The sequence below is a fragment of the uncultured Bradyrhizobium sp. genome (genome assembly GCF_936928535.1).
Taxonomy (GTDB): Bacteria; Pseudomonadota; Alphaproteobacteria; order Rhizobiales; family Xanthobacteraceae; genus Bradyrhizobium.
This window is the reverse complement of record NZ_CAKZHY010000099.1, coordinates 15,279-35,290: the sequence shown is the minus strand read 5'-3', so window position 1 is coordinate 35,290 and position 20,012 is coordinate 15,279. Positions and strand designations below refer to the sequence as shown.

The 20,012-nt window shown below is 63.8% G+C and carries 22 protein-coding genes; 15 read left to right on the top strand and 7 right to left on the bottom strand.

Translation table 11 applies throughout. The features are described 5' to 3' along the window. Positions 1–68 precede the first annotated feature (68 nt). Both Q0687_RS21250 and Q0687_RS21245 read right to left on the bottom strand, forming a co-directional pair. Positions 69–2,036 carry a methyl-accepting chemotaxis protein gene (locus Q0687_RS21250; protein WP_298880831.1) on the bottom strand — a complete coding sequence of 656 codons (1,968 nt, stop codon included), beginning with the start codon at positions 2,034–2,036 and terminating at the stop codon, positions 69–71. A gap of 150 nt (positions 2,037–2,186) precedes the next feature. Next, positions 2,187–3,152 (bottom strand): glyoxylate/hydroxypyruvate reductase A, encoded by a 966-nt coding sequence (locus tag Q0687_RS21245; protein ID WP_298880829.1) that lies wholly within the window; start codon positions 3,150–3,152, stop codon positions 2,187–2,189. 144 nt (positions 3,153–3,296) lie between these two features. On the opposite strand from Q0687_RS21245, the gene Q0687_RS21240 reads away from it, so the two are divergent. The 4 genes from Q0687_RS21240 to Q0687_RS21225 all read left to right on the top strand — a co-directional run bounded on the left by Q0687_RS21240 (position 3,297) and on the right by Q0687_RS21225 (position 6,112). Further along, a complete protein-coding gene (locus Q0687_RS21240) occupies positions 3,297–3,665 on the top strand; it encodes a YciI family protein (protein WP_128949852.1) in 369 nt (122 codons plus the stop codon). After that, on the top strand, positions 3,662–4,963 hold the full coding sequence (locus Q0687_RS21235; protein ID WP_298880827.1) for an RNA polymerase sigma factor: 1,302 nt from the start codon (positions 3,662–3,664) through the stop codon (positions 4,961–4,963). The genes Q0687_RS21240 and Q0687_RS21235 overlap by 4 nt, the downstream gene beginning before the upstream one ends. A 162-nt stretch (positions 4,964–5,125) precedes the next feature. Next, positions 5,126–5,662 (top strand): SRPBCC family protein, encoded by a 537-nt coding sequence (locus Q0687_RS21230; RefSeq protein ID WP_298880824.1) that lies wholly within the window; start codon positions 5,126–5,128, stop codon positions 5,660–5,662. A 36-nt stretch (positions 5,663–5,698) separates the two neighbouring features. Then, positions 5,699–6,112, top strand: a complete 414-nt coding sequence (locus tag Q0687_RS21225) for a VOC family protein (protein WP_298880822.1) — start codon at positions 5,699–5,701, stop codon at positions 6,110–6,112. 64 nt (positions 6,113–6,176) lie between these two features. On the opposite strand, the gene Q0687_RS21220 is transcribed toward Q0687_RS21225, so the two are convergent. From Q0687_RS21220 to Q0687_RS21205, 4 genes are all read right to left on the bottom strand, one after another. Next, positions 6,177–6,521 carry a hypothetical protein gene (locus Q0687_RS21220; RefSeq protein WP_298881271.1) on the bottom strand — a complete coding sequence of 115 codons (345 nt, stop codon included), beginning with the start codon at positions 6,519–6,521 and terminating at the stop codon, positions 6,177–6,179. Between the two features lie 479 nt (positions 6,522–7,000). Further along, on the bottom strand, positions 7,001–7,438 hold the full coding sequence (locus tag Q0687_RS21215) for a hypothetical protein (protein WP_298880820.1): 438 nt from the start codon (positions 7,436–7,438) through the stop codon (positions 7,001–7,003). A 124-nt stretch (positions 7,439–7,562) separates the two neighbouring features. Further along, on the bottom strand, positions 7,563–8,351 hold the full coding sequence (locus tag Q0687_RS21210; RefSeq protein ID WP_298880817.1) for an SDR family oxidoreductase: 789 nt from the start codon (positions 8,349–8,351) through the stop codon (positions 7,563–7,565). Between the two features lie 248 nt (positions 8,352–8,599). Beyond that, positions 8,600–10,264, bottom strand: coding sequence for a PAS domain-containing methyl-accepting chemotaxis protein (locus tag Q0687_RS21205; protein WP_298880815.1), 1,665 nt, complete (start codon positions 10,262–10,264; stop codon positions 8,600–8,602). Between the two features lie 411 nt (positions 10,265–10,675). Here Q0687_RS21205 and Q0687_RS21200 point away from each other — a divergent pair, with 411 nt between their 5' ends. From Q0687_RS21200 to Q0687_RS21175, 6 genes are all read left to right on the top strand, one after another. Continuing rightward, positions 10,676–11,080, top strand: a complete 405-nt coding sequence (locus Q0687_RS21200) for a YciI family protein (RefSeq protein WP_298880813.1) — start codon at positions 10,676–10,678, stop codon at positions 11,078–11,080. A 52-nt stretch (positions 11,081–11,132) separates the two neighbouring features. Then, positions 11,133–11,495, top strand: a complete 363-nt coding sequence (locus Q0687_RS21195; protein WP_298880812.1) for a hypothetical protein — start codon at positions 11,133–11,135, stop codon at positions 11,493–11,495. Positions 11,496–11,662: 167 nt separating this feature from the next. Beyond that, positions 11,663–12,403 carry a TetR/AcrR family transcriptional regulator gene (locus Q0687_RS21190; protein WP_298880809.1) on the top strand — a complete coding sequence of 247 codons (741 nt, stop codon included), beginning with the start codon at positions 11,663–11,665 and terminating at the stop codon, positions 12,401–12,403. 121 nt (positions 12,404–12,524) lie between these two features. After that, complete coding sequence (locus Q0687_RS21185) at positions 12,525–13,019, top strand: DUF2852 domain-containing protein (RefSeq protein WP_298880806.1); 495 nt, start codon at positions 12,525–12,527, stop codon at positions 13,017–13,019. Between the two features lie 167 nt (positions 13,020–13,186). Beyond that, the gene (locus Q0687_RS21180; RefSeq protein WP_298880804.1) at positions 13,187–13,357 is read left to right on the top strand and encodes a hypothetical protein; all 171 of its coding nucleotides are present in this window, start codon (positions 13,187–13,189) and stop codon (positions 13,355–13,357) included. Positions 13,358–13,420: 63 nt separating this feature from the next. After that, positions 13,421–13,678: a hypothetical protein gene (locus tag Q0687_RS21175; RefSeq protein ID WP_298880801.1), complete on the top strand. Its 258-nt coding sequence runs from the start codon at positions 13,421–13,423 to the stop codon at positions 13,676–13,678. Positions 13,679–13,799: 121 nt separating this feature from the next. Here the strand turns inward: Q0687_RS21175 and Q0687_RS21170 are convergent, their stop codons facing one another. Continuing rightward, positions 13,800–14,963, bottom strand: a complete 1,164-nt coding sequence (locus Q0687_RS21170) for an acyl-CoA desaturase (RefSeq protein ID WP_298880799.1) — start codon at positions 14,961–14,963, stop codon at positions 13,800–13,802. A 296-nt stretch (positions 14,964–15,259) separates the two neighbouring features. Here Q0687_RS21170 and Q0687_RS21165 point away from each other — a divergent pair, with 296 nt between their 5' ends. The 5 genes from Q0687_RS21165 (at position 15,260) to tolB (ending at position 19,943) form a co-directional block, all read left to right on the top strand. Next, positions 15,260–16,027, top strand: coding sequence for a serine acetyltransferase (locus tag Q0687_RS21165; protein ID WP_298880796.1), 768 nt, complete (start codon positions 15,260–15,262; stop codon positions 16,025–16,027). Positions 16,028–16,381: 354 nt separating this feature from the next. Next, complete coding sequence (tolQ, locus tag Q0687_RS21160) at positions 16,382–17,098, top strand: protein TolQ (RefSeq protein WP_027532430.1); 717 nt, start codon at positions 16,382–16,384, stop codon at positions 17,096–17,098. A 43-nt stretch (positions 17,099–17,141) separates the two neighbouring features. Continuing rightward, the gene (tolR, locus tag Q0687_RS21155; protein WP_092227175.1) at positions 17,142–17,594 is read left to right on the top strand and encodes a protein TolR; all 453 of its coding nucleotides are present in this window, start codon (positions 17,142–17,144) and stop codon (positions 17,592–17,594) included. A 4-nt stretch (positions 17,595–17,598) separates the two neighbouring features. After that, positions 17,599–18,561, top strand: a complete 963-nt coding sequence (locus Q0687_RS21150; protein WP_298880778.1) for a protein TolA — start codon at positions 17,599–17,601, stop codon at positions 18,559–18,561. A gap of 41 nt (positions 18,562–18,602) precedes the next feature. Beyond that, complete coding sequence (gene tolB, locus Q0687_RS21145; protein ID WP_298881270.1) at positions 18,603–19,943, top strand: Tol-Pal system beta propeller repeat protein TolB; 1,341 nt, start codon at positions 18,603–18,605, stop codon at positions 19,941–19,943. Positions 19,944–20,012 lie beyond the last annotated feature (69 nt).

The following is a 20,012-nucleotide window of genomic DNA, read 5'->3' as shown; positions in this document are numbered from 1 at the left end:
CTTGGGGTGACGGGTCCTGGCTTTCGCCAGGACGACACGCTGCGGGTGTCGCGCGACCCCGCCTCGAACTACGCCGCGCGGATCTGCGCGAGGAAGCGATCCACCTCATCGCGCAGGCGCTGCGACTGTTTCGACAGCTCGACCGCCGAGACCAGCACTTCTTCCGCAGCCGTGCCGGTTGCTGCGATGCCGTCGGTGACGCCGGCGATATTTTGCGACACCTCGCCGGTGCGGGCGGCGGCCTGCTGGACGTTCTGTGCGATTTCCTGCGTCGCGGTGCCCTGCTGGCCGACGGCGGCCGCGATCGCGGCCGAGATTTCGTCGACTTCGCGGATCGTCGCGCAGATCGACTGGATGCCTTCGACCGCACCTGATGTTTCGCCCTGGACGGCTGTCACCTGTGCGCCGATTTCCTCAGTCGCCTTTGCGGTCTGGGTCGCGAGCGCCTTGACCTCGGAGGCGACCACCGCGAAGCCGCGGCCGGCTTCGCCCGCGCGCGCCGCCTCGATCGTTGCATTCAGCGCCAGCAGATTGGTCTGGCCGGCAATCCCATTGATGAAGGAGACGACGTCGCCGATCTTCTGCGCGGCATCTGCGAGGCTCTGGACGCGCGCATTCGACGCCTGTCCGTCGCTCGCGGCCTTGCCCACCACCTGCGTCGCATGCGCGAGGCGGCGGCTGATCTCGGTCATCGACGAGGACAATTCCTCCGCGGCAGCCGCAACCGTCTGCACGTTCTCCGAGGCGAGCGCCGAAGCCGACGACACCGCGCGAGTCTGATTGCGCGACTGGTCGACGATGGCGGACATCGAGCGTGCGGTGTGTTCCATCTCGACCGCGGCCGAGGAGACCGTGGTGACGACGTCGCGGATGCTGGCCTCGAAATTGTCGGCAAGCGCGGCGAAGGCGCGCCGTTTCTCCGCCTCGGATTGTGCTTTGGCTTCGAGTTGACCGGCCTGGAGCTTGCTGAAATTGACGGCATTATCGCGGAACACCGCGACCGCCTTTACCATCGCGCCAACTTCGTCATTCGCCCGGCTTTCGGGAACGGCGACGTCGAGCCGGCCATCGGCGAGCTCACGCATCACGCTGGTGATGGAGAGGATCGGCCGCGAGATGCCGCGGGCGATGAGATAGCCGACGATGGCGGCGAGGACCAGTCCGAGCGCGGCGATGCCGATCGCGAGCATCCAGGCGCGGTCGGCGGAAGCCACGTAATCGGCGTTGTCCATCACCAGCTCGACAGCGCCGAGTGGCTTTCCGGAGAAGTCCTTGATCGGTCCGAGCAGAGCGGCGACCGGCCTGGTGTCGAGTTTCGACTGCCGTACCGTAAAGTCGCCATTGGTGGCGCGGCCGTAATCGGCGGCATCGAAGAAGCTCGCGCCCTTCAGGGTGCCGCCAAACAGTTTGAAGCCCGCGCCATCGGCGAGATGGAAAGCGATGTCGACATGGCGATTGGCCTTGAAATCGTCGAGAAAGGACTGACCGAAAGTGAGACCGAATTCCACCGAGCCGAGATGCTTGCCCGCTTGCGCGATCGGCACCACGCCGCGGATGCCGAGCCCGGCAACGCCGCCTTCGAGGCCGACCACGACCTTGTGCTCCTGATTGGCGTCGACGACGGTCTTGCGGAAGCTCGAGAGATCGTCGCCGAACTTCGCCACCTGGTGCACGCGCAGGAAGGAGGTCGCCCGCGGCGTATGGAACTGGAACTGCTCGACGCCGTACTCCGACTTGGTCGCCGCGAACACCGGCCCGAACAGGCGCACCAGGGCGTCGCGATCCTGCTTGGCCATCGCCTCCTGCGTCGCCGGGATCGCGGCCACGACCGCGCTCATGGCGGCGGCACGATGGGACTCTTCGGCAATGCGCGACAGCAGCGCATCATAATGGCTGCGCAATTCGCGCTGGTCGGCGCGGTCGATGATCCCAGCGATGATCCACATGGCGCCGAGCACGGCAATCAGCGCGGTCGCCGCCGCCGTCAGCGCCAGCGCAACCGTGATCCGCATCCTGAGGCCGAGGCTCGTTCGCATATCCGACTCGTTTGTTGAGCGTTGATTAACAAGGCTTATCAACTTCTCGCTAAAAGAGCGTGAACGGGATACCGTCGATGCGGGGTGGCGTCGGCAACGCCATGGCCACACTGAATATAGGGTGCCGGCGTTCGCGATAATCTCGACGCCCTAATACCCCCTCACCCGATCCACCACATTTTCCAGTGCACTTCCGGCCTCGAACCGCGCGATCTGTTCGGCGACATAGGCCGAGATCGCGTCCGCATCGGTGTCGGCGGCGTTATGCGGGGTCAGCACCACCTTGGGATGGGTCCAGAACCGGCTGTCCGCGGGCTGCGGTTCCTGCACGAAAACGTCGAGCGAGGCGGCGCCCAGCGTGCCGTCGTCGAGACAGGCCAGGATGTCCGCCTCATTCTGCAAGCCGCCGCGGCCGGCATTGATCAGCACCGGCGCACCGAGCGGGCTCGTGCGGTTGAGCTTGGTGAAGACCTCCCGGTTGAGAATGCCGTTGGTGTCAGGCGTGAGCGGCAGCAGCGACACCAGGATGTCGGTCTGGCGCAGGAACGCATCCATCCCGGCGGTTCCGTGGAAGCACTCCACGCCCGGGACGCTGCGCGGGCTGCGGCTCCAGCCAACGACGCGGAAGCCGAGCCGGCGCAACACGTCGGCCGCGTCGGCACCCAACGTGCCGAGGCCCATGACGCCGACCGTGACCGCGCTCGCCGGCCATTGATATTTCGGCTCCCAGCGCTTTGCGCGCTGCGAGTCGCGCAAATAGAGCTCCTGACGGTGGTGCATCAGCACGTGCAGCACGACATATTCGGTCATGCGGTTGGTGAGGTCGGGCACGGCGACGCGCACCAGCGGCACGTCGGGCAGGCTCTTGTCCGCCATCAGTGCATCGACGCCGGCGCCAAGATTGAAGATCGCGCGCAGGTTCGGTAACGTCTTGAGATCGCCCGGCGCCGGCTTCCACACCGCGGCATAGTGCACCTTTGCCGGATCGAGCCCGGAATCGGGCAACAGCACCACGGGCCGACCGTTGCAGACCGCATCGAACCGGGCCTTCCAGCGCTCGGGCAGCCAGTTCTGCTGCGTGCTGTTGATCAGGACGGCCAGGGTGCCCATGGTCATTCGAAGTGCCTCATAAGGTTCCGCTTTTGTTAGCCCTCCTTGGCACGATCCGGCGGATTTTTCTCGCAAATTTTTTCCGCAGCCCTGTCGGGGCGAGGCATAGTGGATCGTCTTCAAAACAAGCGTTCCTGGAAGGTGCCGCCCATGCTCTATGCGATCCTTTGCTATCATGACGAGGACTTCGTCGGCTCCTGGAGCAAGGACCAGGACGAGGCCGTGATGAAAAAGCTCGCCGTGGTGCAGGACAAGCTCACGAGCCAGGGCCGGCTCGGCCCGGTGGCGCGGTTGCTGCCGACCACTGCGGCGGCGACCTTGCGCAAGGAAGACCCGCCGCTGGTGCTCGATGGTCCCTATGCCGAGACCAAGGAGCAGCTGCTGGGCTTTTACATCGTCGACTGCAAGAACCTCGACGAGGCGCTCGACGTCGCGCGCGATCTCGGCGCTGCCAATCCCGGCGGCGCCTATGAGGTGCGCCCTGTCGGCGTATTCAGGCCAGGAGGAATTTCGGCGTGAACGAGGCCGACACTGGCTGGATCGAGACCGCGCTGAGCTCGGCGCGCCCCCAGGCCGTCGGCGCGCTGCTGCGCTATTTCCGCGATCTCGATACGGCTGAAGAAGCCTTCCAGAACGCCTGCCTGCGCGCGCTCAAGAGCTGGCGGCAGAATGGGCCGCCGCGCGATCCCGCGGCCTGGCTGATCATGGTCGGCCGCAACGTCGCCATCGACGAGGTTCGCCGCACCCGCAAGCAGCAGCCGCTGCCGGAGGACGATCAGGCGATCTCCGATCTCGACGACGCCGAAGGCGCGCTCGCCGAGCGTCTCGACGGCTCGCACTATCGCGACGACATCTTGCGGTTGATGTTCATCTGCTGCCATCCGCAATTGCCGGCGACGCAGCAGATCGCGCTGGCGCTGCGCATCGTCTCCGGTCTCACCGTGAAGCAGATCGCGCGCGCTTTCCTGGTCTCGGAAGCCGCGATGGAGCAGCGCATCACCCGCGCCAAGGCCAAGGTCGCGGACGCGGGGACGCCGTTCGAGACGCCCGGTGCGATCGAGCGCTCCGAGCGGCTCGCCGGTGTCGCCGCGATGATCTATTTGATCTTCAACGAGGGCTATTCGGCGAGCGGCGATACCGCGGAGATCCGCAAGCCGCTCTGCGAGGAAGCGATCCGTCTGGCGCGCCTGTTGCTGCGCCTGTTCCCGAGCGAACCCGAGATCATGGGGCTGACGGCGCTGATCCTGTTGCAGCACGCCCGCAGTGCCGCGCGCTTTGCCGAAGATGGATCGCTCATCCTGCTGGAGGACCAGAACCGCGCGTCGTGGAACGGCACTATGATCGCGGAAGGCCTCGCCTTGATCGACAAGGCCATGCGTCACCGCCGCAGCGGGCCCTACCAGATCCAGGCCGCGATCGCGGCGCTGCATGCACGCGCGGCGACGCCCGACGAGACCGACTGGACCCAGATCGACCTGCTCTACGGCGCGCTTGAAGTCGTGCAGCCTTCGCCGGTCGTGACGCTCAACCGGGCGGTCGCGGTCGCCAAGGTGCGCGGGCCTCAGGCCGCGCTCGATCTGATCGAGCCGCTGGCACCGAAGCTGGCCAACTACTTCCATTTCTACGGCGTGCGCGGTGCCTTTTTGATGCAACTCGGCCGCAACGACGAAGCGCGCGTCGCCTTCGACCGCGCCATCGCGCTCGCCAACACCTCTGCTGAAGCCGCCCACATCCGCATGCACATCGATCGGCTGATCCGTGATAGCCAGCCGAAGGGTGCCAATGGCGGTACGCGGCAGAGTGCGAAGGCGAAATAGGGCGCCTGTCATTCCGGGGCGATGCGAAGCATCGAACCCGGAATCTCGAGATTCCGGATTCGGTCCTGCGGACCGCCCCGGAATGACGATAAAAAAATCGCTCCCCATTTGTCGGCTCCCATCCGCCCCCTTCGTCTTAATCCCGTATCAAGGGAGCCAATCATGCTGAAAGCTGTTGCCATTATCGCTATCGTGCTCGCGGTCGGGATCGCGGGCATCCTCGTCTTCGCCCTCACAAAGCCCGACACGTTCCGTGTCGAACGGTCGCTCGCGCTGAAGGCGCCGGCCGATGCGATCTATCCGCTGGTCGCCGATTTCCACTTCTGGACCAACTGGTCGCCCTACGAGAATCGCGATCCCGCCATGAAGCGTACCTACAACGGCGCCGCCTCAGGGAAGGGCGCGACCTATGCCTGGGACGGCAACAACAATGTCGGCGCCGGCCATATGGAGATCCTCGAGGCGAACACGCCGTCGAAGCTCCGCATCAAGCTCGATTTCGAGCGTCCTTTCGAGGGGCACAACACCGCCGAGTTCACGTTTGTGCCGCAAGGCGATGCTACGCTGGTCACATGGGCGATGTACGGTCCGGCCTCCTTCATGTCCAAGGTGATGCAGGTCTTCGTCAACATGGACACCATGATCGGCAAGGACTTCGAGGTCGGCCTCGCCAGCCTGAAGAAGCTCACCGAGAAGTAACCCACCATCGCCAAAGAAACGAAGAGGAGAGAAGCGATGCTCAATCCCTATCTGTTCTATCAGGACACTTGCGAAGCTGCGTTCAACCATTACGCCAAGGTCTTGGGCGGCAAGATCGAGATGATGATGCGCGCGAGCGAAGCGCCCGCCGATATGGGCCCGTCACCCGGACGTGAAAACATGATCATGCATGCGCGGATGTCGCTGCCCGGCGGCAGCGTCCTGATGGCCTCCGACGCGCCGCCCGAGCATGTTCAAAAGCCGCAGGGCTTTTCGATCTCGCTCACGGTGGCGGATCCTGCGGACGGAGAGCGCAAGTTCAACGCGCTCGCCGAAGGTGGAACCGTGACCATGCCCTTCACCAAGACGTTTTGGGCCAAGGGCTTCGGCATGTGCGTCGACAAGTTCGGTATCCCCTGGATGGTGAATTGCCCGGCCGAGGGAATGTAAGAGTATCGTTCCACTGATCGCCGCGCCTTCCTCTCTCCTTCGCCGCGAGAGAGGAGGGCGCATGTCAACGGATCGATCCTGTCGTCTCTTCGTTCGGCTTCTGTGTCACGCAGCTGCGGCAGATCACGAGCTTCGAGCCGAGCTGCCTGTCGTTCTCAGCCTCGATCTCGTCCTGAACGGCCCACCATGCGTCGGAATAAGGGCGCAACGTGGCCAGCACCCTTTGCCTCTCGAGATTTGGATCAGTCTCCGGCGCTGCGCGAACGGCAACGCGACGCTTTGTGGCATGAGGACGATTCGGATCCTGGCCGAGCCCGTCCCATGCGATTGGTCGCCGCTCCGCCGCCGGCGCGGCCGCGCATCCCGCGAGCACTGCGCAAAAACTAAGCAAGACGAAGATGTGTCGCATCGTGTCGGACTTTCGGTGCTCCACGCGACAGGCAAAAGCTGCGCAGGACGTTCTGCATCGCGCCAATAAATGGAACCCAAAAGAAATGACACCGTCGGCGAGGCTGAATCTGAAGTTTCGATTCGCACAACATTGCGAGAGCAGTGAGGCCGCTTCGTGAAATGAAGCGGATCGCAATGCACAACAATTGGCGTAATAATAGGCTGTGCACCTCACGCGAGAATCCGCTAATAATTCCTTCATAAATTTAAAAACTGGGGTGGACGTAACTCGGAAGGGAGCGACCGATGGCGGCGGCGCTGCAAATCAACTTTGCACTGTGGGGAATGCTCATTTGCGCGAGCCTGGAGCTGGCGCAAACGATCGAGAGATTCTTCTAGGTTCTAACATTGGCCCGTTCGCGAGCGATGCTGCGAACGAAATGACCTATGCGAGGACTCTCGCGGTAGCGATGACCCGCACCCGATGGTCGCTGATCCTCACCGGCAGCGAGGATAGATGGCGGCGAGATCGCGCCCCCTCAGCAAGAGCAACCGAGACGTGAGGCCGCCGCGGCGGCTGATCCAGTCACGCACCGGACCGGGATAGGCTTCGAGCACGGCTTCGGATGCTTCCGGCTCGGCATAGAAGCGTCCGCGGCGGTCGACCGAACGCGCGGCATGGAAACCGAGCACGGCGCGCCTGGTGACGCAAATGCGTTCGCCCGGTACGATGCTGAGCACCAGCGTGCAGGCCGATAGGCAGGGACCGTCGATCACGACACGCTCGCCGCTCGCGCGCACCTTCTCGAACAGATCAAGGAACGGCCCGACCTGTCCGCCGGGGCTCTGGATGATGCGGATCTCGGCTGCGGCGGGCGTGGCGGCGAGGAGGGCGGTCGCGAGCAGCAGGGCACTGAAGAAGGTGACGCGTCGCATGGTGCACTCCACACATTCGATCTTGTAGGGTGGGCAAAGCGTAGCGTGCCCACGATCTGCTCGGCAAATCCAGAGATGGTGGGCACGGCGCGTTGCGCCTTTGCCCACCCTACAAATCCTGTGCCTACCCGTTCCGTCGTTGCCCCCGCAACGTCGGCAGGCCGATGCCCGCGGCATCGAAGCCGCCATCGACGGCCAAAATTTGACCGGTGATGTAGCTCGCCCGTTCCGAGCACAGGAAGTAAATCGCTTCCGCCAGTTCCTCCTCCAGTCCATAGCGGTTGAGCGGGATGGCGTCGTGATAATCTGCGCGGATTTCCTTGGTGTGCACCTGCTTTGCCATGGCCGTGTCGACCGGCCCGGGCGCGACCGCGTTGACGCGGATGTTGAGCGCAGCGAGCTCGACCGCGAGCTGCTTGGTGAGATGCGCGAGCCCGGCCTTGCTGGTGCCGTAGGCCGAGCGAAGCGTCGAAGCACGCACGGCCGAGATCGAGGTGATATTGACGATGGCGCCGCCGTCGGCCTCGCGCATCAGCGGCACGGCCGCTCTGGTGGAGAGGAACGGCCCGGTGAGATTGACCTCGAGCACGCGGCGCCAGTCGGCCTCCGACGTCTCCATCAACGGCGCGAACACCGCAATGCCGGCATTGTTGACCAGCGCATCCAGCCGGCCGAAGCGCCGCCCGACAGCGGTCACTGCGGCGTCAACCGCGGCCGCGTCCGAGACATCGCAGGCGAGTGCCAGCGTATCGTCGCTCCTGTCGATGTCGGCGACGGCCTTTGCAAGCAGCTCGCCCTCGATATCGAGCAGGGCCACCCGCCACCCTTCGGAGAGAAACTTCTTCGCAGTGGCAAGCCCGATACCGCGCGCGGCTCCGGTGACGAGGGCGATCTTTGGCTGGGCTTGCGGCATGGGCGACTTATCCTCGAGTCGAAAGGTGGCGTGCTTGAACACGCGCTCCTTTTACCGCGCTTTGGCTTAGAGGAGGAAGGCCCGAGTGGGAGAACGGCGATTTAGCCCCTTGCTTCGTCATTGCGAGCGCAGCGAAGCAATCCAGAGTCTTTCCGCGGAGGGATTCTGGATTGCTTCGCTGCGCTCGCAATGATCCCCGTGGCGAGAGCGAGCGCTCAGGATGACAGAGATTGCGATAGAACGAGAGCCTAGGCCAGCTCCGCCGACGCCCGCTGCATGTTGGCCGACATGTCCGCGGTCACCGCGCTCTGCTCCTCGACCGCGGCGGCTGTGGTGGCGATGAACTCGTTGACGCCGGCGATCGCAGCCTTGATCGCGGTGAGCGAGCTGGCGACGTCGCCCGAGATGGTGTTCAGCGCGTCGATTTCTGAGGTGATGGTGTCGGTGGCCTGCTTGGCCTGGTTGGCGAGGTTCTTCACCTCGGAGGCGACCACTGCGAAGCCCCGTCCGGCTTCGCCCGCACGTGCCGATTCGATCGTGGCGTTGAGCGCCAGCAGATTGATCTGGCTGGTGATGCCGGCGATCATCTCGACGATCCCGCTCATGGCCTGTGCGGCCGCGTTCAGCCGCTGCGCCTGGCCGTCGGCGGCTTCGACCCTCGTGGTCGCGACCTTGGAGTTCTCGCGCGACTTCGCCATGGTCTCGGAGATCTCGCGGATCGATGCGCTCATCTCTTCGCTGCCGGCCGCGACCGCCTCGATCAGTCCGCGCGCATTGTCGGCCTTCTTGCGGCCGATGACCTGCGCAGTGACGTCGGTGGCGTATTTCACCACCTTATAGGGTTTGCCGTTGAGATCGAAGATGGGGTTGTAGGATGCCTGGATCCAGATCTCACGCCCGCCCTTGGCGAGGCGTCTATATTCGTCGGCCTGGAATTCGCCGCGGTTGAGTGTTTCCCAGAACTGGCGGTAGGCTGGCGAGTTCTTCTCGTTAGGCTCGACGAACATCGAGTGATGCTGGCCCTTGATCTCGTCCAGGGAATAACCCATCGCCTTCAGGAAATTCTGGTTCGCGGTACGGATCGTACCGTCCATGTTGAACTCGATTACCGCCTGCGATTTCTGGATCGCGGCGAGCTGGCCGTCATTGTCGGCCGCCTTCATCTTCTGTGCGGTGATATCGGTTGCGAACTTCACCACCTTGAACGGCTTGCCGGCCTCGTCGAGGATCGGATTGTAGCTGGCAAGAATCCAGATCTCGCGGCCGCCCTTGGCGATGCGCTTGAATTCGGCGGCTTCGAACTCTCCGCGGTTCAGCTTGGCCCAGAGCGCGCCATAGGCCGCGCTGGCGCGGTCCTCCGGCGTCACGAACATGCTGTGATGCTTGCCCTTGATCTCGTCGAGCGTATAGCCCATCGCGCCGAGGAAGTTTTCGTTGGCGGTGATGATGGTGCCATCCATCTGGAATTCGATCACGGCCTGGGCTCGGTTGACCGCGGCGATCTTGCCGGCGTCCTCCATAGTCTTGATCTTGTAGGCCGTGATGTCGGTGGCGAATTTGATGAAGCTGACCACCTTGCCGTTCCCGTCGCGCAGCGGCGCGTAGGAGGCGTGGACCCAGACTTCCTTGCCGTTCTTGCCGAACCGCTTGTATTGCGTGGTCTGGAACTCGCCGCGATTGAGGCTCGCCCAGAAATCACGGTAGCGCGCGCTCTCGCGCTCGGTCGGGCTGACGAAGATGCTGTGGTGCTTGCCTTTGATTTCCGCGAGCGAATAGCCGCTCATCTTCAGCAGGTTTTCGTTGGCATCGAGAATAGTGCCGTCGAGACCGAACTCGATCACCGCCTGCGACCGATCGAGCGCCTCGACCTCTGCGACCGCGTGTTTGACCTTCTTGCTTTGAAAATTGAACACGTTTGCTCCGCAAAGTTCCCGAATCGGCAGATTCGCCACACCGTCTGCATTGTTCGGAAAAGTTGCATGTGCTTCTTGAGCAACTGTAAACGCTTGCGGGGAACCGCATCGGCTCCGTCATTGGCCGTGTTCCAGCCATGTCCCTCAGCGCGCACACGTTCCGGATTCATATGCACGGCGGAATTCATTGGTCGCACGTATTTGTACGGGTCGTTATTTCGCATTATTTTGCGCGGCGCGTTGATGGATCGCCTCCAGACCGCGTTGCGGGCGCGGCCGCCTCCTACATCCGCCTCGCGAGTTCCAAGCCATGGCGTCCGAAATAATTTTCGCGGCCGTGTCGGTCTCGGAGACGGCCGTTCGTCTTGGAACTGAGCGGGTGACAGAACACCTGCCTCAGTGAGGCACTGCATGCGATTCATGATGCTGATGATTCCGCTCGGCTATGAGACCGCGCCGGCGGACGTGCAACTCGATCCCGAACGCGTCGCCGCGATGATGCGCTACAACGAGGCGCTGAAGGATGCTGGCGTGCTGATCACGCTGGACGGACTGCATCCGCCCTCAATGGGCGCCCGCGTCTCGTTCTCGACCGGCATTCCCGTCGTGACCGACGGCCCGTTTGCGGAAGCCAAGGAAGTGCTGGGCGGCTACTGGATGATCGAGGTCTCTTCGCGCGAGGAGGCGATTGCCTGGGCAAAGCAGTGCCCGGCCTCCGCCAACGAAATCATCGAGATCCGCCAGGTCCAGGAGATGAGCGATTTTCCGCCCGACGTGCAGGCGGCAGCCGCCGGCTTCGAAAACCTGAAGAACTAGCCGCTGCCGAGACTTCGCGGCTTCGTCAATCCGTCAACAAGGGAGCAAACCAATGAGCAACGACACCTATCTCGCCGTCTTCCTGGGTAGCAAGACCGGTCCGAAATGGGCCGCGTGGAACGCGATGTCCGACGCCGAGCGCAAGGCGAAGGAGATGGAGGGCATGGCGGCCTGGAAGGGCTGGGTCGAGAAGCACCAGGGCGCGATCCAGGCGATGGGCGGTCCGCTCGGCAAGACCAAGAAGGTCGATGCCAAGGGCATCGCCGACATCGCCAACGAGATGGGCGCCTTCACGGTCGTTCGCGCCGCCTCGCATGAGGCGGCCGCCAAGATGTTCGAGAACCACCCGCATTTCGCGATCTTCCCCGGCGAGCGCGTCGAGATCATGCCGGTGCTGCCGATCCCGGGCGGTTAGGGCCCAAGCATTGTTCATTCCGGGGAGCGCGCAAGCGCGAACCCGGAAGTCTCGAGATTCCGGGTTCGGCTCTGTCGAGCCGCCCCGGAATGACGGGGAAGTACGGGTTCACCAAACCCCGCGGCCGCTAGTGACCTTCATGCGCAGCTCATGTAAAGATCGTTCACATGAGCTGGCGCAAGGAGCAGCGCCGCGCCGAGCGCGGCTATCACCACGGCAATCTGAAGGAAGCACTTCTGCAGGCCGCCCTCGGGCTGATCGCCGAGAAGGGTGCGGCCGGCTTCACCTTTGCCGACGCCGCACGCATGGCCGGCGTCAGCGCTGCGGCGCCCTACCGGCATTTTCGCGACCGCGACGAGCTGCTGTCCTCGATTGCCGAGCGCGGTTTCGAGCAATTCGAATCGCGGCTCACCGCAGCCTGGGATGACGGCCGCCCCGACACCGTCACGGCGTTCGAGCGCGTCGGCCGGGCCTATCTCGCCTTCGCCCGCGAGGAGCCGGCCTTCTACAACGCGATGTTCGAATCCGGCCTGCCTGTCGATGCCAATCCGGCGCTTCAGGCCGCAAGCGAGCGCGCCTTTAACGTCATTCGCGCGGCTGCGGAGCGTCTTGCGGCGCTCGCCTCGCCCGGTACGCCGCGTCCGCCGGCGATGATGATGGCGTTGCACATCTGGTCGATGGCGCATGGCGTCGCCTCGCTGTTCTCGCGTGGTGATGCCGCGCGCCGCAAACTGCCGATGTCGCCGGATGAACTGCTGGAGGCCGAGGTGCTGATCTATCTGCGCGGCCTCGGTTTCCCGACCGACCGCAGGCCGCAGGCGAAGAGCGCCGAGCCGCCGCCGGTGCCGCCGGAGGCATCCTCCGGTTCTGGCGTCCCGCCGGGTGGACCCTGGGGCAAGCCGAAATAAAGTTACGCAAATAATCACGCGGGCGTGTCAGGCGGCCAGCTTGACAAAATCGCGGGATTGTCTAGCTATGTAAATGTTATTTACATTCACAACGGCGCTGATGCCGTGATGGAGAAGGGAAATGGCCTACACCGCTGATGTCAATCGCTGGCGCGGCCCCTCGGACCAAGATCGATCGTATGAGCGGCCTCACATGCTCGATACGCCCTGGCATCCTGGCTGGATTGCCGTGACCATTCTCGGCTTCATCATCTGGTGGCCGATCGGACTCGCCCTTCTCTTTTTCACACTCGGGAGCAGAAGAATGTCGTGCTGGAGCAACTCTGATCGCTGGCAGAACAAGATGGAGCGGATGCAGTACAAGATGGACCGCATGCGCGACCGCATGGAGCGCCGCGGCTTCGGCGGCTTTGGCTTCGGCCCGCCGTCCTCCGGCAACCGCGCCTTCGACGAGTACCGCTCCGAAACGCTGCGCCGGCTCGAGGAGGAGCAGGTCGAGTTCAAGAACTTCCTCGACCGTCTGCGCCACGCCAAGGACAAGGACGAGTTCGACCAGTTCATGGCCCAGCACAAGACGCGTCCGACCCCGCCGCCGACCGACCAGCCGCAGGGTTGATCTTCACACCTCTCAAAGCCTTCAGGCGCATGCCCCCAAAGTCCTGATGGCCCCGAGCCGCCCGCCTGCGCACCGCAGGCGGGCGGTTTGGTTTTTGAAGGCCGTTGTCAGGATACGTTCGCGTTCCTGCCTCCGAACCGGCGCGCGGTTCGCCGACACCAACGACCATGGACCTCACCACCCGCCTGCTGCTCGGCGCGACCACATTCGCGGTGCTGGCCTTTGTCAGCTTCGTCTACGGCCGCTGCGCAGGCGATCCTGATTGCCATTTCCGCGTCTGCGGCCATCGATTTTGTGGCGTCGTCTATAACCATCCCGAGAACGGCCCGACCCCGTAGAACCCGATCGATCCGCGGCGCGACCAAGTCGTGACGGCGCCTCCCGCGCCGACGGGTCCGACCATGATCAACGCCGAACGCAAAGAGATCGACCTGCGCATCGCGCTACTGGAGCGCGCCAGCGCGCTGTTCGACCGGTTCGGCGGCTACATCCCGATGGCGATCGCATTCCTCAATCGATGGCCGACGCAGGTCGAGCTCTATCCGCATTGGCAGGTCGGCGAGTCCTGGAAATTCTTTCTCAGTTGCCTGCTGTATTTTCTGGCCTCGTTCGCCCTCGACCGCGCCGTCATTTTCGCGAAAGCGGGACTCGAGCCATGATCCTGCTCCGCGATTTCGCGCTCTTCGTCCTTCCCGGGCTCGTCGCGGCCGGCGGCTGGCTTTATGCGCTCGACTTGCGCAAGCAAGCCCGGTCTGGCCGCGCCAGCGATGGCCGCGAGCTTCAGCGCACCGTGGCGAGCTTTGCGCGAACCGCCGTCAGGAAGTGTTCGTAGGCGTGGTCGACGATCTCGTTGAGCGATCGCGTCCGCGCGAACATCGCCCTGGCCTCGGCGAGAAACTCGTCGCGGGTCGGTATCTTCGGCAGATGCAGATGCGTCAACGCATCGACACCTTCATGGGCGCGATTCAAGATGTCGTGCAGCGTTGGCAGCTGCAGCTGGGTCAGATCGGCCCGGTGCAGCGCCGATGAGATCGCGTGCGCCAGCGCGTGTGCGTCGAACCGCCCGGCAAGCTCGCGGGCGGCGCGATTGATGACGCGTGCGCCGAGCGGTTGCTCGTTGCGCAGCACCAGCTCGGGCGGCGCTTTCATGTTCCAGACCACGCCGAACCAGGACAGGACCGTCAGGACGTAATAGGTCACGTCGATTTCCCACCAGCAAAAGCCCTGTCGCACGCTGCTCTGGTAGGCGTGGTGATTGTTGTGCCAGCCTTCACCGAGCGTGAACAACGCCAGTAGCCAGTTGTTTCGGGAATCGTCGCCCGTCACGTAGCGCTTGCGTCCATGCACATGGGCAAGCGAGTTGATGCAGAAGGTCGCGTGGTAGAGCAGCACCGTGCTCCACAGGAAACCGACGACCAGACCCGACCACCCCGCCACCAGGAAGCAGAGCACCGCAAGTGCAACGGCCGGCAGGAGCTCCAGCCGATGCAGCCACACCAGCTCCGGATAGACGGTGAGATCGCCGACCTTCACGAGGTCGGTCGTGTCGTGCTCCCGGTAAAAAATCCAGCCGACGTGGCTGTACAGGAAGCCGCGCTGACGCGGCGAATGCACATCGTGTTCGGTATCGGAATGCAAATGATGATGCCGATGCTTGGCCGCCCACCACAACACGCTCTTCTGCGCGCTGCTTTGCGCCGTGAAGGCCAGGATGAACTGAAACACCCGGCTGGTCGTATAAGTCCGATGCGAGAAATAGCGGTGGTAGCCCGCCGTGACCCCGAACATGCGCACGACGTACAGCGAGGCGCAGATCGCGAGGGCCTGCCAGGTGACGCCCGACCAGATCGCCGCAATGCAGCCGAGATGGACCAGAAGGAACGGCACGGCGGAGGGGTACATGATGTCGTCGTGCTGGTCGTCGGCGGGCGCGTTGGGCGACATATCTTGGCGTAACCTCGGGTAACGGTAGCTGGGATTTGCTTCGGCCGGGCCGAAGACCATCGGGTACAAAAAACCCGCGGATGGCGGACCACCGCGCGGGCTTGGGATGCTTTCTGAATGTCCGGCCAACACAGCGTCGGCCTAAAATCCGCCGGACTATAGGGGCGCGGGCATCTGGCATGCAAGCTCGTAGCCACACGGGGAGCTGCGGCATGATGCTCGGCTCGGTCGGGCCGCCGCTGGCGCCCTCTTGCCTGCGACCTATATAGGGAAGCACCAAAATACCGGAGGCGGCGATGGCACGAGCTGCGATCATGGCGAGCGATGACCTCTGGCGAAGCATTCGCGACGAGGCGCAGCGCGCCGCGGCCGCCGACCCTGTCTTTGGCAAGGCCGTTACCGACGCCATTCTGGCCCATGATGATTTCGCGGCTGTTCTCGCCGATCTGATCGGGCGCCGGCTTGGCGGTAGCGCCAGCGCGTGCGAGCGCTTCACGGCATTTTCCCGCGAGGCCTTTCGCATGCAGCCGGACCTGATCGAGGTGGCTGGCCGTGATCTGCAGGCCATTGCGCGCAGCGACCCCGCGATCACCGTCCTGCTGCCGCCGCTGCTGCATTTCAAGGGCTATGTCGCGCTGCAAGCCTGGCGCGTCTCGCACTGGCTCTGGCGTCATGACCGTCGCGACGCGGCGCTGCTGTTTCAGAACGAGGCGTCCAACGTCCTCCAGATCAGCATCCATCCTGCCGCGTCAATCGGATCGGCCGTCTATCTCGACCACGCCACCGGCATCGTGGTCGGTGCCGCCGTCGTGATCGGCGACGAGGTCACCATCCTCCAGAACGTCAGCATCGGCCGCAGCAGTGAAATGCCGGCGCGCTCCCCGCGCATCGGCCGCGGTGTCTTCATCGGCGCCGGCGCGACCATTCTCGGCGATATCAGCATTGGCGATTTCGCCAAGATCGGCGCCGACACGGTGGTGACATCGGATATCCCCGGCGGCTGCACCGCGGTCGGCAATCCCGCGCGACTGACCAACTGCCCCGAACCGGCACCGGCAGCGTAATCTGTCGCCACGAGCGATCCTTGTTCCCGTGACCCCGCCCACGCTCCCCATCCCCCTGCGTCGCCTGCGTTTCCCGCCGCCAAATTCAGCCCCGGTAACCCGGCATTAACCATCGCCGGGCTCTGGTATTTCCGGACAATCGCGCCCGGAGCTGTCGTCGAGGCCCATAGTTTTGACATCTTGGCAGGGAATGCAGGCGGCGGCTTGGACGAGCCCCTGCACCCCAGAAAGACAAGGCTTTGAGCGGGCTTGCCGGCCGCGCGGTGCTAGCGCGGCTATTGGGAACCGGCCGCCATAGGCGGGCGGGACATAGGTAACGATCGCCAAAACGGTCGTTTTGAGAGGATATTTCTGATGAATCCGGCCGACGTGGCTCAGTCTGCCCTTCCGGTTGCCGCCTCCGCCGACGTGTCGCTGATCGCGCTGTTCTGGCAGGCTCACTGGATCGTGAAATGCGTCATGCTGGGCCTGTTGTCCTGTTCGGTCTGGGTCTGGGCCATCGCGATCGACAAGATCTTCCTCTATGCCCGCACCCGCCGCTCGATGGACCGGTTTGAGCAGGCATTCTGGTCCGGCGAGTCGATCGAGGAGCTTTATCGTACCCTCTCGGCCAAGCCGACCCATTCCATGGCGGCCTGTTTCGTTGCCGCGATGCGCGAGTGGAAACGTTCGTTCGAGAGCCATGCCCGCTCGGTTGCGGGCCTGCAGATGCGCATCGACAAGGTCATGAACGTCTCGATCGCCCGCGAGGTCGAGCGGCTGGAACGGCGCCTGCTGGTGCTCGCGACCGTCGGCTCGGCCGGCCCGTTTGTCGGCCTATTCGGCACGGTTTGGGGCATCATGTCGAGCTTCCAGTCGATCGCGGCGTCGAAAAATACCTCTCTGGCGGTGGTGGCGCCCGGTATCGCCGAGGCGCTGTTTGCGACCGCGGTCGGCCTGATCGCCGCAATTCCTGCCACTATTTTCTACAATAAGTTCACCTCCGAGGTGAACCGGCAGGCCCAGCGGCTCGAGGGCTTCGCTGATGAATTTTCAGCCATCCTGTCCCGCCAGATCGACGAGCGGGGCTGACGGGCGGCATGTATAGTGTGAAGGCGAGATTGGGCACCAAGCCATGGGCATGAACGTAGCCAGTTCGTCCGGAGGCGGCGGCCGTCGCAGCCGGCGCAAGCCGGTCATGGCCGAGATCAACGTCACGCCGATGGTCGACGTGATGCTGGTGTTGCTCATCATCTTCATGGTGTCGGCGCCCCTGCTTACCGTGGGCGTGCCGCTCGACCTGCCGCAGACCCAGGCCAAGAGCCTCGATCAGAGCGACCAGAAGCCGATCCAGATGTCGGTCGACATCAATGGCAAGGTGTTCATCGCCGACGCCGAGATCGCAATCAACGAGCTGATCCCGAAGCTGAAGGCGATCACGGATGCGCGCGGCGGCCTCGAGGAGCGCATTTATCTCCGCGCCGACAAGAAAGCGGATTACGGCACGGTGGCCAAGGTGATGGGGCTGCTGTCGGGCGCAGGTTTCAAGAAGCTGGCGCTCGTCACGGAAGCGGATCAGGGGTCTTAAGGCCGTGAAGGTGAACGTCGACAAGACACTCGTTGCGTCGATTGTCCTCCACGTCCTCGTGCTGGGGTGGGGCCTGCTCACCTTTAGCAGCAAGGCTTACATCTCGCCGGAGGAGTCGCTTCCGGTCGACATCATCTCCAGCGACCAGCTTGCGCAGATGATGCAGGGGCAGAAGACCGGCAAGAAGGAAGAGCCGAAGCCCAAGGTCGAGAAGATCGCCGAGGCCAAGCCCGAGGAAGATGCCGTCGGCAAGGTCACCGAGAAGAAAGAGCTGATCAAGACCAACTCGACCCCCGACACGCCGCCGCCGAAGCCCGTCGAAAAGCCGGTCGAGAAGAAGCCCGATCCGCCCAAGCCGGTTGCCGAGACCAAGCCGAAGGAAGAGCCGAAGCCGCAGGAGAAGAAGCCTGACCCGGCCAAGGAAGATCCGATCGCGGAGCTGCAGAAGAAGCTGGACACCAAGAAGCCGCCGCCCAAGCCCGTGGAGCAGAAGGTCGCAGCGGTTCAGCCGCAGCAGCAGCCGAAGCCGAAGGAACGCACCTTCGATCCCGCGCAGATCGCCCGCGACCTCGACAAGCGCGCTGCGACCCGGCACGAGCTCACGGGCTCGGCGCTGAATGCGTCGGCGTCGCTGGGCTCGACATCAGGAGCTGCGGCCAACAACGTTGCGACCTGGCAAGGCGCATTCCAAGGCGCGGTCAAGCGCTGCTTCACGCCCACGTATAACGGGCAGGACGCTAACCTGTACGAAGCCGACATCGATATTCCGATGAGGATCGACGGATCGCTGGCGTCCGAGCCCGTCATCGTCGCGGTGCGCGGACCGTCGCGGTCGATCGCGCAGGCGGTGGCAGAGAGCGCCAAGCGCGCCATCGTGCAGTGCCAGGTCTATTCGTTCCTGCCGAAGCAGCAATACGACAGCTGGAAGCTCATTCCGATGACTTTCGGTCTGAAAGACATGTTGTGACATCCGAACAAAAGAATTTTGCAATGAATGACGTTCGATCGATGAACCGCCGTCGCTTCATGACCCTGACCGGGTCGACGCTCGCGCTGCTTGGGAGCGGACCGGCCTTCGCCCAGGGGCGCATCCGCATCGACCCCACCGAATTTCGGCCGATCCCGATCGCAATCACCAATTTTGTGCCGGGCTCGCCCGCCGACGGCGATGTCAGCAACGGCGTCACGCAGGTCATCACCAACAATCTGAGCCGCTCGGGCCTGTTTGCGCCGATCGACCAGGCTGCCTTCATCGAGCGCATCAGCAACATCGACGTCGCGCCCAATTTCCAGAACTGGAAGACCCTGAACGCGCAGGCGCTCGTCACTGGCCGCATGACGCGGCAGCAGGACGGCCGTCTCAAGGCCGAATTCCGCCTGTGGGACGTCGTCACCGGGCAGCAGCTCGCCGGCCAGCAATATTTCACCTCGCCGGAATATTGGCGCCGCATCGCCCACATCATCTCGGACCAGATCTACACCCAGATGACCGGCGAGAAGGGCTATTTCGACAGCCGCGTGGTGTTCGTCGACGAGTCAGGGCCGAAAGAGCGCCGCGTCAAGCGGCTCGCCATGATGGACCAGGACGGCGCCAATGTGCGCTATTTGACCCGTGGCGCCGACCTCGTGCTGACACCGCGCTTCTCGCCGAACTCGCAAGAGATCACCTACATGGAGTTCGGCCAGGGCGATCCGAAGGTCTATCTCTTCAACATCGAGACCGGCCAGCGTGAGATCGTCGGCAACTTCCCCGGCATGACCTTCGCGCCGCGCTTCTCGCCGGACGGCCAGCGTGTCATCATGAGCCTGCAGCAGGGCGGCAATTCCAACCTGTTCGTGATGGACCTGCGATCGCGCTCGACCACGCGCCTCACAGACACGCCGGCGATCGACACCTCGCCGTCCTACTCGCCCGACGGCACGCGGATCTGCTTCGAGTCCGATCGCGGCGGCCGGTCGCAGATCTACGTGATGGCGGCGGGCGGCGGCCAGGCGCAGCGCATCTCGTTCTCAAAGGACGACAACAACGCGACTTATTCGACCCCGGTGTGGTCGCCGCGCGGCGACTACATCGCCTTCACCCGGCAGGGCGGTGGGCAGTTCTCGATCGGCGTCATGAAGCCTGACGGCACCGGCGAGCGTCTGCTCACCTCGGGCTATCACAATGAAGGTCCGACCTTCTCGCCGAACGGGCGCGTGCTGATGTGGTTCCGCGATCCAGGCGGTAATTCCGGTCCATCGCTGTTCTCGGTCGACATTTCCGGCCGCAACGAATTGAAAGTGCCGACGCCGGGCTTCGCATCCGATCCCGCATGGTCGCCGCTGCTCTCCGCGACCGCAGGCCAATAAAAGATCGCACGTTCCGCAACGCGCGATCTTTTCGAAAAAGGGTACCGATTTTTTCGCTTTCTGCGCACG

Bases quoted from the DNA above. Each gene is read 5' to 3' on its own strand.
- Q0687_RS21180 (WP_298880804.1), top strand. From the start codon at position 13,187: ATGGACCTCACCACCCGCCTGCTGCTCGGCGCGACCACATTCGCGGTG.
- Q0687_RS21175 (WP_298880801.1), top strand. From the start codon at position 13,421: ATGATCAACGCCGAACGCAAAGAGATCGACCTGCGCATCGCGCTACTG.
- Q0687_RS21190 (WP_298880809.1), top strand. From the start codon at position 11,663: ATGAGCTGGCGCAAGGAGCAGCGCCGCGCCGAGCGCGGCTATCACCAC.
- Q0687_RS21225 (WP_298880822.1), top strand. From the start codon at position 5,699: ATGCTCAATCCCTATCTGTTCTATCAGGACACTTGCGAAGCTGCGTTC.
- Q0687_RS21170 (WP_298880799.1), bottom strand. From the start codon at position 14,963: ATGTCGCCCAACGCGCCCGCCGACGACCAGCACGACGACATCATGTAC.
- Q0687_RS21215 (WP_298880820.1), bottom strand. From the start codon at position 7,438: ATGCGACGCGTCACCTTCTTCAGTGCCCTGCTGCTCGCGACCGCCCTC.
- tolR (WP_092227175.1), top strand. From the start codon at position 17,142: ATGGGCATGAACGTAGCCAGTTCGTCCGGAGGCGGCGGCCGTCGCAGC.
- Q0687_RS21210 (WP_298880817.1), bottom strand. From the start codon at position 8,351: ATGCCGCAAGCCCAGCCAAAGATCGCCCTCGTCACCGGAGCCGCGCGC.
- Q0687_RS21185 (WP_298880806.1), top strand. From the start codon at position 12,525: ATGGCCTACACCGCTGATGTCAATCGCTGGCGCGGCCCCTCGGACCAA.
- Q0687_RS21240 (WP_128949852.1), top strand. From the start codon at position 3,297: ATGCTCTATGCGATCCTTTGCTATCATGACGAGGACTTCGTCGGCTCC.
- tolB (WP_298881270.1), top strand. From the start codon at position 18,603: ATGAACCGCCGTCGCTTCATGACCCTGACCGGGTCGACGCTCGCGCTG.
- Q0687_RS21250 (WP_298880831.1), bottom strand. From the start codon at position 2,036: ATGCGAACGAGCCTCGGCCTCAGGATGCGGATCACGGTTGCGCTGGCG.
- Q0687_RS21245 (WP_298880829.1), bottom strand. From the start codon at position 3,152: ATGACCATGGGCACCCTGGCCGTCCTGATCAACAGCACGCAGCAGAAC.
- Q0687_RS21230 (WP_298880824.1), top strand. From the start codon at position 5,126: ATGCTGAAAGCTGTTGCCATTATCGCTATCGTGCTCGCGGTCGGGATC.
- Q0687_RS21220 (WP_298881271.1), bottom strand. From the start codon at position 6,521: ATGCGACACATCTTCGTCTTGCTTAGTTTTTGCGCAGTGCTCGCGGGA.
- Q0687_RS21200 (WP_298880813.1), top strand. From the start codon at position 10,676: ATGCGATTCATGATGCTGATGATTCCGCTCGGCTATGAGACCGCGCCG.
- Q0687_RS21165 (WP_298880796.1), top strand. From the start codon at position 15,260: ATGGCACGAGCTGCGATCATGGCGAGCGATGACCTCTGGCGAAGCATT.
- tolQ (WP_027532430.1), top strand. From the start codon at position 16,382: ATGAATCCGGCCGACGTGGCTCAGTCTGCCCTTCCGGTTGCCGCCTCC.
- Q0687_RS21195 (WP_298880812.1), top strand. From the start codon at position 11,133: ATGAGCAACGACACCTATCTCGCCGTCTTCCTGGGTAGCAAGACCGGT.